A 13,690-nucleotide genomic window follows, 5' to 3' on the forward strand; every position below is an offset into this window, starting at 1 on the left:
GACCGCCGATTCAGGGCAGCAGTTTTTTCAGATCCTCCAACCCCACCGGCCGGCTATGCAAATAACCTTGATACAAATGGCAGTCCAGCCCCTGCAAGAACGCCAACTGTTCCGGCGTCTCCACGCCCTCGGCAATCACTTCCAGCTCCAAGCTGCGCGCCATCGCGACAATTGCGCGAATGATCTCCGCGACATTGGAGTCGGTGGTCGCATCGCGGATGAACGACTGGTCGATTTTCAAGGTGTCCACCGGCAGGCGTTTCAGATAGGTCAGCGATGAGTAACCGGTGCCGAAATCATCCATGGCGAAGCTCACGCCAAGCTTTTTCAGGCGGCGCATTTTGCTGATGGTGTCTTCCAGATTCTGGATGACGATGCCTTCGGTAATTTCCAGTTTAAGCAGCGAGCAGGGCAGGCCGTGGCTGGTCATGCTGTGTTCGATGCGTTCGACGAAATCGTTCTGGCGGAACTGCCGCGGGCTGATGTTTACGCACAGGCTGAAGTTGAGCGGGTCGACCAGTTTCAATGCGATCAGTTTTTTGAAGGCGTTGCAGGCTTCATCGAGGATCCACGTGCCGACTTCGAGAATCAGGCCGCTGTCTTCCAGCACCTTGATGAACTCGGTGGGCGACTGCGCACCAAGTTCGGGATGGTTCCAGCGCACCAGGGCTTCGGCGCCGATGATGCGGTTGTCGCGGGCATCGACCTGCGGTTGAAAGTGCACGTTGAACTCGCCGCGTGACAGCGCCAGACGCAGGTCGGTCTCCATGCGCAGGCGTTCGCTGGCCGCTTTCTGCATGGTGTTGTGATACATCTGCGTGGTGTTGCGCCCGGAATCCTTGGCCCGGTACAGGGCGATGTCGGCGCGTTTGAGCAGGTCGGTCGGGGTCGAACCGTGATCGGGGATCAACGCGACGCCAATGCTCGGCGTCACTTGCAGGCGCTGGCCATCGAGGAACATCGGCTCCGAAAGCAATTCGCGAATGGTGTCGGCCAGCGCGCGCACTTGTTCGCTGACTTCACAGCGCGAACCTTCGAGGCCGCTGAGCAACACCACAAACTCATCGCCACCGAGGCGCGCCACCGTGTCTTCCATGCGCACGCTGGCTTCGAGCCGCGCGGTGATGATTTTCAGAACGGTGTCGCCGACCGGGTGACCGAGGGAATCGTTGATGTGTTTGAAGTGGTCGAGGTCGAGAAACAGCAAGGCGCCGCGCAGATTGTGGCGCTTGAGCAGGGCGATCTGCTGACTCAAGCGATCCATCAGCAGCGCGCGATTGGGCAGGTTAGTCAGCGGGTCGTGATAGGCCAGGTGACGAATCTGCGCTTCGGCGTTCTTCAACAGGCTGACGTCGCGCGCGGTCAGCAGCAGGCACGCGGTTTCATTGAGGGTGATCGGCTCGACCGAGACTTCCACCGTAAGCAATTCGCCGCGTTTGTTGCGCCCGAGCATTTCCTGATGATGCACGCGGCCCTTGATCTGCAACTCGGCGAGCAAGGTCGAGCGTTGTTTCTCTTCGGCCCAGATACCCACCTGATAAACGGTTTTGCCCACCACTTCGTCAGCGCGGTAGCCGGTGAGGCGACAGAAACCGTCGTTGACCTCCAGATATCGCCCGGTGTCGCGCTCGGTGATGGTGATCGCGTCTGGACTTGAGTGAAACGCCTTGGCGAATTTTTCTTCGCTGGCCTTCAGCGCCGCTTCCGAGCGCTGTTGCTGAGTAATGTCGCGCAGGGTGGTGACGATGCACGGCTGATCGCCGACGCTGATCTGCCGGCTGGAAATCACGCAGGTCAGCGACTGGCCGTCCTTGTGCTGGACGAGAATGGCGACGTTGCTCAGGCCTTGTTCGCGAATCACCCGTTCGATGCGTTGCAGGCTTTTCGCCGAGGCGTCCCACAGGCCGATTTCCTCGGCGGTGTGGCCAATCACATCGGCGGCGCTCCAGCCAAAGGTCTGGCTGAAGCTGGAATTGATCTCGATGAATTCCCCGGTTTCCTGACGCGTGACGCAGATCGGATCGGGACTGACCTGAAACAGCGTGGCGAATTTCTCTTCCGAGGCGACCAGACGCTGTTCGCGCTCGACCTGATCGGTGATGTCCAGCAACGTGCCGGCCATGCGCAGCGGCGCGCCGTTGTCGTCGCGATAGAGACGCGCGCGGCTTTCCAGATAGCGCGAGCTGCCGTCGGGCAATTGCACGCGGTAGGTCAGTTGATAATTGCCGGCCGGACCTTCGCGCAGGCTGCGGTAGGCATCGCGCATGCTGTCGCGTTCCTCGCCCGGCACGCCTTCGAAAAACTCCTCGAATGATTCATGGAATGGAATCGGCTCCAGCCCGTGCAATTGCGCAGCGCGCGCCGAGCCGTAAAGCATGCCGCTGGGGATGTGCCAGTCCCAGGTGCCGAGTTGCGCCGAGTCCAGCGCCAAGTCGAGGCGTTCCTGGCTGTCCTTCAAGGCCAGTTCGGCGGCTTTGCGTTCGGTGGTGTCGAGGAAGGTGCTGAGCAGATAGGGCTGGCCTTCGAGCTCGACCTTCTGCGCGCTGAGGATGCCGTCGTGGACCTGGCCGTTGCTGGCACGGAACTGCACTTCCATGCTGATCAATTCGCCCTTGGCTTTGGTTTTCTTCACCAGTTCGGTGCGTTGCTCGGGGTGCACCCACAGGCCCAGTTCCAGGGTGGTGCGGCCGATCGCGCTTTGCACCGGCCAGCCGAACAGGCTTTCGAAATACTGGTTGGCCTCGCTGATCAGGCCGTCCTCCTGACGGGTCAGCAAAACCATGTTCGGGCATAGGTGGAAAAGTGTAGCGAAACGTTTCTCCGAGCTGCTCAAGGCCTGCTCGCGCTGGCGCTGGTGGGTGATTTCGCGAATCACCCCGATCATTCGGGGCCGGCCGTTCTTGTCTGGCAGCAGGCTGCCGCTGATCTCCAGCCAGTGCAGGCTGCCGTCGGGCCAGCGGATGCGGTGATGCATCGCCTGCTCCAGCGGGGCGCCGGCGATCACCGCGTGGAAGGCACGCACGGTTTTTGCGCGGTCCTCCGGTGGCAACAGGTCGAGGTATTCCAGGTCGGCGGGTAATGGCTGCCGTGGATCGAAACCGAACAACGCCTGGGTGCCTCGCGACCAGCTGATCTGCCCGCGCTCGATGTCCCAATACCAGGCACCGAGCCGCGCGCCGTTGAGCGCGGCGAGCAATTGCGGCGCGCTTTCCCAGCTCTGCTCGGAATGGCGCGGATCAACAGCCTGGATTCGCGGCATCGGCGGAATTCGGTCAACAGATTTCGGCATTGTCAGCGGGCCTTGAGCTGAGTGGCGTTAGGCACAGGAGCGGCTCTATAGAAGTAGCACAAGTCAGGCCGGGATCCCTGGCCGATCGATTTGTGCATCCAGCAGGGCCATGAAGGCGCGTGCTGCATTCGATAGCGTCCGTTCGGTGTGCAAGATATAGCCTAGCTGGCGAGTGAGCTGTATGCCCGGCAATGCGATGCTTGCCACTTGTTCGTCGAGCATGGTGCGCGGCAGCACGCTCCAGGCCAGGCCGATGGAGACCATCATCTTGATGGTTTCCAGGTAGTTGGTGCTCATGGCGATGTTCGGCGTCAGGCCCTGAGCTTCGAACAAACGCTGGACGATGTGGTGGGTAAAGGTGTTGCCGCCGGGGAAAACCGCCGGATGACCGGCGATGTCCGCCAGACTGACGGCGCCGTTATTGATCAGCGAATGCTCCGGGGCGACAACAAAATCCAGCGGGTCGTCCCATACCGGCGTGGCTTTGACCAGGGTATGCGGCTCCGGCGCGAGGGTGATGACCGCCAGTTCGGCGCGGCCGTGGAGAATTTCCTCGTAGGCCACTTCCGAATCAAGGAACTGAATATCCAGCGCGACCTGTGGGTAGCGGCGGGTGAACTCCCTTAATAGAGGCGGCAAGCGGTGCAGGCCGATGTGGTGACTGGTGGCCAGCGTCAGGCGGCCGCTGACTTCACCGGTCAGGTTGGTCAGGGCGCGGCGGGTGTCGTCGAGCACGTTAAGAATCTGATAAGCCCGTGGCAGCAGGGCACGACCGGCCTCGGTCAGACCGACTTCGCGGCCCAGTCGATCGAAAAGGCGCACCTTTAATTGCTGCTCAAGACCGGCGATGCGCTTGCTGATCGCCGGTTGTGTCAGGTGCAGGCGTTCGCCAGCGCCGGAGAAGCTGCCGGTCTCGGCGATGGCAATAAAAGCGTTGAGGTTAGCCAAGTCCATGTCGCATTCCAGTTGGTTATCCAAAGCATAAAAAATATGAATTTGAGTTATTTAATCTAACCCCATAGGATCGGCCTCACAAGCCAAAGGGTTATTGATAAGCCCAGGGCATAGAAACAAGCTGATGAGGAACCGTCTGATGGCCGGCAAAACGCTCTACGACAAGCTCTGGGATTCGCATTTGGTCAAGCAGCGCGACGATGGCTCGGCGCTGATCTACATCGATCGTCACATCATCCACGAAGTGACTTCGCCGCAAGCTTTCGAAGGCCTGCGTCTGGCCGGGCGCAAGCCTTGGCGCATCGATGCCAACATTGCGACCCCGGACCACAACGTACCGACCACCCCTGAGCGTAAGGGCGGCATCGAAGCCATTGCCGACCAGGTCTCGCGTTTGCAGGTGCAGACCCTCGACGACAACTGCGATGAATACGGCATCGTCGAGTTCAAGATGAACGACGTGCGTCAGGGCATCGTTCACGTGATCAGCCCGGAGCAGGGCGCGACGTTGCCGGGCATGACCGTAGTCTGCGGCGACTCGCACACCTCGACCCATGGCGCATTCGGTGCATTGGCCCACGGCATCGGCACATCCGAGGTCGAGCACGTGCTCGCCACCCAGTGCCTCGTCGCCAAGAAAATGAAAAACATGCTGGTGCGCGTCGAAGGCCAATTGCCGTTCGGCGTGACCGCCAAGGACATCGTCCTTGCGGTGATCGGCAAGATCGGCACCGCCGGCGGTAACGGCCACGCCATCGAATTTGCCGGCAGCGCGATCCGCGATCTGTCCGTCGAAGGCCGCATGACCATCTGCAACATGTCCATCGAAGCCGGCGCCCGCGTCGGCCTGGTGGCGGCGGATCAGAAGACCATTGACTACGTCAAAGGTCGTCCATTCGCGCCGAAAGGCGAGCAGTGGGACATGGCCGTCGAAGCCTGGAAAGACCTGGTTTCCGATGCCGATGCCAAATTCGACACCGTGGTCGAGCTCGACGCCGCGCAGATCAAGCCGCAAGTCAGCTGGGGCACTTCGCCTGAAATGGTCTTGGCCGTGGATCAGAACGTGCCGGACCCGGCCAAGGAAATGGATCTGGTCAAGCGCGACTCGATCGTCCGCGCCTTGAAATACATGGGTTTGACCGCCAATCAGGCGATCACTGACATTCAGCTCGATCGCGTGTTCATCGGTTCCTGCACCAACTCGCGGATCGAAGATTTGCGCGCTGCGGCAGTGATTGCCAAGGGCCGCAAGGTCGCCTCGACCATCAAGCAGGCGATCGTGGTGCCGGGCTCGGGTCTGGTCAAGGCGCAGGCCGAAGCCGAAGGCCTCGACAAGATTTTCCTCGAGGCCGGTTTCGAATGGCGTGAACCGGGCTGCTCGATGTGCCTGGCGATGAACCCGGACCGTTTGGAGTCCGGCGAGCATTGCGCGTCGACGTCCAACCGTAACTTCGAAGGCCGTCAGGGCGCCGGTGGCCGTACCCACCTGGTCAGTCCGGCGATGGCAGCGGCGGCAGCGGTGAACGGCCGTTTCATCGACGTTCGTGAATTGATCTAAAAGGAGCGCAGCATGAAAGCTTTTACCCAGCACACTGGTCTTGTCGCGCCTCTGGATCGTGCCAACGTCGACACCGATCAGATCATTCCCAAGCAGTTCTTGAAGTCGATCAAGCGCACCGGTTTCGGTCCGAACCTGTTTGACGAGTGGCGTTATCTGGATGTTGGCCAGCCGTATCAGGACAACTCCAAGCGCCCGTTGAACAAGGATTTCGTCCTCAACGCCGAGCGTTATCAGGGTGCCAGCGTATTGCTCGCCCGCGAGAACTTCGGCTGCGGCTCGAGCCGTGAACACGCGCCGTGGGCGCTGGAAGAGTACGGTTTCCGCAGCATCATCGCGCCGAGTTACGCCGACATCTTCTTCAACAACAGTTTCAAGAACGGCCTGCTGCCGATCATCCTCAGCGATGCAGAAGTTGATGAACTGTTTAAGCAGGTTGAAGCCGAGCCGGGTTATCAATTGCAGGTCGACCTGCAAGCGCAGACCGTGACCCGCCCGGATGGCAAGGTCTACAGCTTCGAGATCGACGCGTTCCGCAAGCACTGCCTGCTCAATGGTCTGGACGATATCGGCCTGACCTTGCAGGACGGCGATGCGATCGCGACGTTCGAGGCCAAGCATCGGGTTAGTCAGCCGTGGTTGTTTCGCGACGCCTGATTCGAGATTGATGTAGTCAGGGCGGGCCTCTTCGCGAGCAGGCTCGCTCCCACAGGGAATGTATTTCAAACAACACTGCTTACAGGATGTGACCCATGACCAGCACCCCCCAGCACACCCAGGTCGTCCAGAAGCAATTCGGCGAACAGGCCGCCGCTTACCTGAGCAGCGCCGTTCATGCCCAAGGCAGTGAATTCGCGCTGCTGCAGGCTGAGCTGGCCGGGCAGGGTGGAGCGCGGGTGCTGGATCTGGGCTGTGGCGCCGGTCACGTCAGCTTTCATGTGGCACCGCTGGTCAGGGAAGTGGTGGCTTACGACCTGTCGCAGCAAATGCTTGATGTGGTTGCCGGCGCTGCCGTCGATCGCGGTTTGAGCAACATCATTACCGTCAACGGTGCTGCCGAGCGCTTGCCGTTCGCCGATGGCGAGTTCGATTTTGTCTTCAGCCGCTATTCGGCGCATCACTGGAGCGACCTCGGTCTGGCCTTGCGCGAAGTGCGTCGGGTGCTGAAGCCGGGCGGGGTGGCGGCGTTCGTTGATGTGTTGTCACCGGGCAGTGCGTTGTTCGACACTTACCTGCAAAGCGTTGAGGTGTTGCGCGACACCAGCCATGTCCGCGACTACTCCGCCGCCGAATGGCTGCGTCAGGTCAGCGAGGCCGGTCTGCATGTGCGCAGTACCACCCGTCAGCGCCTGCGTCTGGAGTACAGCAGTTGGGTCGAGCGCATGCGCACACCTGAGGTGATGCGCGCGGCGATCCGCCAGTTGCAGCAGTCGATGGGCAACGAAGTGGGTGAATATTTCGAAATTGATGCCGACGGCTCGTTCAGTACCGATGTGATCGTACTGATGGCTGAGCGATAAGAATTTTTCCCGGCGCGCCGTTCACTGGCGCACCGCTTGAAGACACGAGGAAAGCATGAGCAAGCAGATTCTGATTCTCCCGGGTGACGGTATTGGTCCGGAAATCATGGCCGAAGCGGTCAAGGTGCTGGAATTGGCCAATGACAAGTACAGCCTGGGCTTCGAGCTGAGCCACGACGTGATCGGTGGCGCGGCCATCGACAAGCACGGCGTGCCTTTGGCCGATGAAACCCTGGAGCGTGCCCGCGCGGCCGATGCCGTGTTGCTGGGGGCGGTCGGCGGCCCGAAATGGGACACCATCGAGCGTGACATCCGCCCTGAGCGCGGCCTGCTGAAAATTCGCGCGCAACTGGGCCTGTTCGGCAACTTGCGTCCGGCGATCCTCTATCCGCAACTGGCCGATGCGTCGAGCCTGAAGCCGGAAATCGTTGCCGGCCTGGACATCCTCATCGTCCGTGAGCTGACCGGCGGCATTTACTTCGGCGCGCCGCGTGGCACCCGTACGCTGGACAACGGCGAGCGTCAGTCCTACGACACCCTGCCGTACAGCGAAAGCGAAATCCGCCGCATCGCCCGTGTCGGTTTCGACATGGCCATGGTTCGTGGCAAGAAGCTCTGCTCGGTGGACAAGGCCAACGTCCTGGCATCCAGCCAGTTGTGGCGCGAAGTGGTCGAGCAGGTGGCCAAGGATTACCCGGAAGTCGAACTGAGCCACATGTACGTCGACAACGCCGCCATGCAACTGGTGCGCGCACCCAAGCAGTTCGACGTGATCGTCACCGACAACATGTTCGGCGACATCCTCTCCGACGAAGCGTCGATGCTCACCGGCTCGATCGGCATGCTGCCGTCGGCCTCGCTGGATTCCAACAACAAGGGCATGTACGAGCCTTGCCACGGTTCGGCGCCGGACATTGCCGGTAAAAGCATTGCCAACCCGCTGGCGACGATCCTGTCGGTGTCGATGATGCTGCGTTACAGCTTCAATCTGCACGACGCTGCCGATGCCATCGAAAAAGCCGTCAGCGTCGTGCTCGATCAGGGCTTGCGCACCGGTGACATCCACTCGGCCGGTTGTACCAAAGTCGGTACGCAGGAAATGGGCGACGCAGTAGTCGCCGCGCTGCGGAATCTGTAATCTCTCGGGCCCGCTGCGAAATTCAATACAAAGCAGCGGCCCACTTTTCAAGAAGGTGTAGTTGCGATGAAACGTGTAGGTCTGATCGGTTGGCGCGGGATGGTCGGTTCCGTGCTCATGCAGCGGATGCTGGAAGAGCAGGATTTCGATCTTATCGAGCCGGTGTTTTTCACCACGTCCAATGTCGGTGGCCAAGGCCCGTCCGTGGGCAAGGACATTGCTCCGCTCAAGGACGCTTACAGCATTGACGAGCTGAAGACCCTCGACGTGATCCTGACCTGCCAGGGCGGCGACTACACCAGCGAAGTATTCCCCAAGCTGCGCGAAGCCGGCTGGCAGGGTTACTGGATCGACGCGGCGTCGAGCCTGCGCATGAACGATGACGCTGTGATCATTCTCGACCCGGTCAACCGCAAGGTCATCGACCAGCAGCTGGACGCGGGCACCAAGAACTACATCGGCGGCAACTGCACCGTCAGCTTGATGCTGATGGGCCTGGGCGGTCTGTTCGAGGCCGGTCTGGTCGAGTGGATGAGCGCCATGACCTATCAGGCGGCCTCCGGTGCCGGCGCGCAGAACATGCGTGAACTGATCAAGCAGATGGGCGCGACCCACGCCGCTGTCGCCGATCAACTGGCCGACCCGGCCAGCGCGATCCTCGACATCGACCGTCGCGTGGCCGAGGCCATGCGCAGCGAAGCCTACCCGACCGAAAACTTCGGCGTACCGCTGGCCGGCAGCCTGATCCCGTGGATCGACAAGGAACTGCCGAACGGCCAGAGCCGCGAAGAGTGGAAGGCCCAGGCCGAGACCAACAAGATCCTCGGTCGCTTCAAGAGCCCGATCCCGGTCGACGGCATCTGCGTGCGCATCGGCGCCATGCGCTGCCACAGCCAGGCGCTGACCATCAAGCTGAACAAAGACGTACCGATCGCCGATATCGAAGGGCTGATCAGCCAGCACAACCCGTGGGTCAAGCTGGTACCGAACAACCGCGAAATCAGCATGCAGGAGCTGAGCCCGACCAAGGTCACCGGCACCCTGAACGTACCGGTCGGTCGTCTGCGCAAGTTGAACATGGGTTCGCAATTCGTCGGCGCCTTCACCGTCGGCGACCAACTGCTGTGGGGCGCGGCCGAACCGCTGCGGCGCATGCTGCGGATCCTGCTGGAGCGTTGATCGCTTGAAGCAATGAAGAAGCCCGTGCCTTGTGAGAGGTGCGGGTTTTTTTATGCCAAGGATTTCTCCGGTATCTGTACTGCCTTTTTCGCGAGCAGGCTCGCTCCCACATTGAAATGCGGTCCCTGTGGGAGCGAGCCTGCTCGCGAAAGGGCCGGCACAGCCGCCGCAAATCCCGCAGAAATTGCCTGTGCGCCACCCACCCGGTAAAGTGCCGCTCCCCCCGTTTTGCCAGAGGTAGCTCCATGACCCAGACTTTCGATATCGCCGTTATCGGCGCCACCGGTACTGTCGGCGAAACCCTCGTACAGATTCTCGAAGAGCGCGACTTCCCGGTCGGCAACCTGCACCTGCTGGCCAGCAGCGAATCGGCCGGCAGCTCGGTGCTGTTCCGCAACAAAAACGTCCGCGTGCGCGAGGTCGACGAGTTCGATTTCAGCAAGGTCAGACTGGTGTTCTTCGCCGCAGGCGCTGCGGTGTCGCTGAGCTACGCCGCTCGCGCCCACGCTGCCGGTTGCTCTCTGATCGATTTATCCGGCGCGTTGCCTGCGGAGCAGGCGCCACAAGTGGTGCCCGAGGCCAATGCCGATATTCTCGCCAGTCTGAAAAGCCCGTTCCAGGTCAGCAGCCCAAGCCCCTCGGCCACTACGCTTGCCGTGGTGCTGGCGCCGTTGCTTGATCTGCTCGATCTGCAATACGTCAACGTCACCGCCAACCTGGCCGTTTCTGCGCAAGGTCGCGAGGCGGTAACCGAGCTCGCGCGGCAGACCGCCGAGCTGCTTAATATGCGTCCGCTGGAGCCTACGTTCTTCGACCGGCAGATGGCGTTCAACCTGCTGGCGCAAGTCGGTACGCCTGATGCGCAAGGCCATACGCTGCTGGAAAAGCGTCTGGTGCGCGAGTTGCGCCAGGTGCTGGCAAAACCTTTATTGAAGATTTCTGCCACTTGCGTTCAAGCCCCGGTGTTTTTTGGCGATAGCTTTAGCGTGACCTTGCAGTCAGGCAGCGCTGTTGACCTGGAAAAGGTCAACGCCGCGCTCGAGGCTGCACCGGGCATCGAGCTGGTCGAGGCCGGCGATTATCCGACCGCTGTCGGCGATGCGGTGGGGCAGGACGTGGTCTATGTCGGCCGCGTGCGCAGTGGCGTCGACGCCCCGGCGGAACTAAATCTTTGGCTGACGTCAGATAACGTACGCAAAGGCGCGGCGCTCAACGCCGTGCAACTGGCTGAGTTGTTGATAAAAGACCTGCTGTAAAAGATACTTGGCAACAATTTGTCGACTGATTCTAGGTGAGCGCTATGCTTGCCCGAAGCGCGTCGATGACGAGTCACCCTCCGGGACTTTCCGGGGCAGCACAGAAATGATCGCGCGCGGCGACTTCCGTCGTCGCGCGCAATGCCTTACGGCAGCGGTATTCAAAAGCTTCTCGCTGGCCGAGGAACGTTCAAACAAAGGATGAGGCTATGGTTCAAGTTCGCAAACTGGTGTTAGCAATAGCGGCCGCCTCGGCGCTGTCCTCCGGTATGGCGCATGCCCTCGGGCTCGGGGAGCTGACCCTGAAGTCGACCCTGAACCAGCCGTTGGTGGCTGAAATCGAGCTGCTCGACGTCAAGGATCTCACCGCCGCCGAGGTGGTGCCGAGCCTGGCTTCCCCTGAAGATTTCGCCAAGGCCGGCGTTGATCGTCAGGCCTTTCTCAACGATCTGACTTTCACCCCGGTGCTCAACGCCAACGGTAAAAGCGTATTGCGCGTGACCTCGAGCCAACCGCTGTCGGAACCGATGGTGAAGTTCCTCGTGCAGGTGATGTGGCCCAATGGCCGCCTGCTGCGTGATTACAGCGTGCTGCTCGATCCGTCGAAGTTCTCGCCGCAGACCGCAGACGCCGCCGCGCAGCCGGCGCCGTCGCAGACCATCACCGCGCCAACCACTGGCGCGACCCATCGCAATCAGTACACCACCACGCCGCGCGACACCCTGTGGGAAATCGCCGCGAAGGCGCGCAACGGCGGCTCGGTGCAGCAAACCATGCTGGCGATTCAGGCGCTCAATCCGAATGCCTTTATCGACGGCAACATCAACCGTCTGAAAACCGGCCAGGTGCTGCGCCTGCCGGATCCGGTACAAAGCACGGCGCTGCCACAGTCGGCAGCCATCGCTGAAGTGGCGGCGCAGAACGAAGCGTGGCGTCAGGGCCGTCGTTACGCGGCCAAGCCTGGCACCGGTCAGCAGCAGTTGGATGCAACCAATCGCGGTCGTGGCAATACCGGTACAGCGGCCAACACTCAGGACAATCTGAGCCTGGTCTCGGCGGAAAGCGCCAAGCCCGGTGCGAAAGGCCCGGCCGGCGACGCCAAGGCGCTGAGCAACAAACTGGCAATCACTCAGGAAAACCTCGACACGACCCGTCGTGACAATGAGGAACTGAAAAGCCGCATGGCGGATCTGCAGAGCCAGTTGGACAAGCTGCAAAAGCTGATCGAGCTGAAGAACAATCAACTGGCGAAGATGCAGGCCGACGGCGCTGGTGCCGGCGCTGCGCCTGGCGCCACTGCTGCTGTACCGCCGGTGCCGGCGATCACTGCCGAACTGGCCGCAACACCGCCAGCCACTCCGGCCGACGCCGCAGCGGCTTCACCGACTCCAGAGTCGGCCATCGCGCCGCCAGCGGAAACCCCGGTTGAGCCAGTCGTCGAGCCGGTGGTCGAAACCACGCCTGCTGCCGCCGATGACGACAAAGCCTTCAATGAACTGCTGACCAATCCGATCCTGCTCGGCCTGATCGGCGGCGGTGCGGTGGTTCTGCTGCTTCTGCTGTTGCTGCTGGCGCGTCGTCGCAAAGCCCAGCAGGAAGCCGAAAAGCATCTGCGCATGGCCCGCGCTCTGGCTGAAGAGCAAGAGTTCTCCGCTGAGCAGGATCTGCCGGAAAGCAGCTTCTCTGGCCTCGAAACCCCAGCGGCCAGCGTCAAACTCAATACGCCAGCTCCGGCACCTGCGCCAACTCCAGCGCCAGTCGTTGCTCCGGTGGTGATGGCCACGCCGATTGCCGCACCTCTGGTGGCCCCGGCCGGTGAACGCTCTGATGACGTGCTCGACAAGGCACAGTCGCACATCAATGCCGGTCGCCTGAATCAGGCCGCCGCGCTGCTGGAAGAGGGCGTCAGCCTTGAGCCTGAGCGCAGCGATCTGCGCCTGAAGTTGATGGAAGTCTATGGCCAGCAGGGCGATCGGGATGCGTTCGTCGCGCAGGAGCGTCAACTGGTGGCCAATGGCGACAACTTCGCCAAGGTCGAAGCGCTGAAAAGCCGCTTCCCGGCCATGGCCGTGGTCGCTGCCGGTGGGCTGGCGGCTGCCGCCGTCGCTGCCGAGCTGGACGCGCAGTACGTCAAGGAACTGTTGCAGGACGAGCCGGCAGCGCCGGAGCCAGCCACTGACGATCTGGACACAGCCTTCGATTTGAGCCTGGACGATCTCGACAACATCACCCCGGTCGATCCTGCGCCAGTGGTCGAGCCAGAAGCGCCGGTCGAGCTCGACGCGTTTCCGGCCGAAGACGATCTGAGCTTCGCCTCGGTGCTGCAGGAACAGACCGAGATGAAAGACAATCTCGACGATCTGTCGGACTTCGATCTGGACATGGATCTCGGCGCCGAACCATCGCCGGCCACGTTGGCTGAAGATGACTTCCTGCTGGATCTGGACGACGGCGTGAAAGATCTGCCGCCGGTCGAGACGCCGGTAGTCGCCGACGTGCCGCAGGACGATCTGGAATTGCCAGCCGATTTCGACCTGTCGCTGGCGGACGAAATGGACAGCAACCCGGCTGCTGAGCCGGATGCCTTCTCGGCCGAGTTGGACGACGTCAATGCCGAGCTGGATCGCCTGTCGCAAAGCATGGCCGAACCGAGCTTCACCGAAGCGGACGCAGCGTTGGGTGATGATTTGGGCGAAGACGATTTCGACTTCCTCGCCGGCACTGACGAAGCAGCGACCAAGCTCGATCTGGCCCAGGCCTACATCGACATGGGCGACGCCGACGGTGCCCGTGACA

9 protein-coding genes are annotated in these 13,690 nt (G+C 61.4%); 7 read left to right on the plus strand and 2 right to left on the minus strand.

The window, feature by feature from the left end:
- Positions 1–10 precede the first annotated feature (10 nt).
- Together D6877_RS24190 and D6877_RS24195 are read right to left on the minus strand one after the other, a co-directional pair.
- Complete coding sequence (locus D6877_RS24190; RefSeq protein WP_130912333.1) at positions 11–3,289, minus strand: PAS domain S-box protein; 3,279 nt, start codon at positions 3,287–3,289, stop codon at positions 11–13.
- A gap of 63 nt (positions 3,290–3,352) precedes the next feature.
- Positions 3,353–4,243, minus strand: a complete 891-nt coding sequence (locus D6877_RS24195) for a LysR family transcriptional regulator (protein ID WP_024012384.1) — start codon at positions 4,241–4,243, stop codon at positions 3,353–3,355.
- 139 nt (positions 4,244–4,382) lie between these two features.
- Here D6877_RS24195 and leuC point away from each other — a divergent pair, with 139 nt between their 5' ends.
- The 7 genes from leuC to D6877_RS24230 all read left to right on the plus strand — a co-directional run.
- Positions 4,383–5,801 (plus strand): 3-isopropylmalate dehydratase large subunit, encoded by a 1,419-nt coding sequence (gene leuC / locus D6877_RS24200; protein ID WP_016773930.1) that lies wholly within the window; start codon positions 4,383–4,385, stop codon positions 5,799–5,801.
- A gap of 12 nt (positions 5,802–5,813) precedes the next feature.
- Complete coding sequence (leuD, locus tag D6877_RS24205; protein WP_007913445.1) at positions 5,814–6,458, plus strand: 3-isopropylmalate dehydratase small subunit; 645 nt, start codon at positions 5,814–5,816, stop codon at positions 6,456–6,458.
- 95 nt (positions 6,459–6,553) lie between these two features.
- Positions 6,554–7,321, plus strand: coding sequence for a class I SAM-dependent methyltransferase (locus D6877_RS24210; RefSeq protein WP_130912334.1), 768 nt, complete (start codon positions 6,554–6,556; stop codon positions 7,319–7,321).
- Between the two features lie 55 nt (positions 7,322–7,376).
- On the plus strand, positions 7,377–8,459 hold the full coding sequence (gene leuB, locus D6877_RS24215; RefSeq protein ID WP_130912335.1) for a 3-isopropylmalate dehydrogenase: 1,083 nt from the start codon (positions 7,377–7,379) through the stop codon (positions 8,457–8,459).
- 66 nt (positions 8,460–8,525) lie between these two features.
- Positions 8,526–9,638, plus strand: coding sequence for an aspartate-semialdehyde dehydrogenase (gene asd / locus D6877_RS24220; protein ID WP_071171651.1), 1,113 nt, complete (start codon positions 8,526–8,528; stop codon positions 9,636–9,638).
- Positions 9,639–9,883: 245 nt separating this feature from the next.
- Positions 9,884–10,894 carry an aspartate-semialdehyde dehydrogenase gene (locus D6877_RS24225; RefSeq protein WP_130912336.1) on the plus strand — a complete coding sequence of 337 codons (1,011 nt, stop codon included), beginning with the start codon at positions 9,884–9,886 and terminating at the stop codon, positions 10,892–10,894.
- 209 nt (positions 10,895–11,103) lie between these two features.
- Positions 11,104–13,690: FimV/HubP family polar landmark protein (locus D6877_RS24230; RefSeq protein ID WP_130912348.1), on the plus strand; the 2,587-nt coding region annotated here is incomplete at its 3' end.

This window comes from Pseudomonas sp. Sample_9 (assembly GCF_004307535.1).
GTDB lineage: Bacteria > Pseudomonadota > Gammaproteobacteria > Pseudomonadales > Pseudomonadaceae > Aquipseudomonas > Aquipseudomonas mercuritolerans.

Excerpts from the sequence above, each read along its gene's own strand:
- D6877_RS24190 (WP_130912333.1), bottom strand. The coding sequence starts at position 3,289 with ATGCCGAAATCTGTTGACCGAATTCCGCCGATGCCGCGAATCCAGGCT.
- D6877_RS24195 (WP_024012384.1), bottom strand. The coding sequence starts at position 4,243 with ATGGACTTGGCTAACCTCAACGCTTTTATTGCCATCGCCGAGACCGGC.
- leuC (WP_016773930.1), top strand. The coding sequence starts at position 4,383 with ATGGCCGGCAAAACGCTCTACGACAAGCTCTGGGATTCGCATTTGGTC.
- leuD (WP_007913445.1), top strand. The coding sequence starts at position 5,814 with ATGAAAGCTTTTACCCAGCACACTGGTCTTGTCGCGCCTCTGGATCGT.
- D6877_RS24210 (WP_130912334.1), top strand. The coding sequence starts at position 6,554 with ATGACCAGCACCCCCCAGCACACCCAGGTCGTCCAGAAGCAATTCGGC.
- leuB (WP_130912335.1), top strand. The coding sequence starts at position 7,377 with ATGAGCAAGCAGATTCTGATTCTCCCGGGTGACGGTATTGGTCCGGAA.
- asd (WP_071171651.1), top strand. The coding sequence starts at position 8,526 with ATGAAACGTGTAGGTCTGATCGGTTGGCGCGGGATGGTCGGTTCCGTG.
- D6877_RS24225 (WP_130912336.1), top strand. The coding sequence starts at position 9,884 with ATGACCCAGACTTTCGATATCGCCGTTATCGGCGCCACCGGTACTGTC.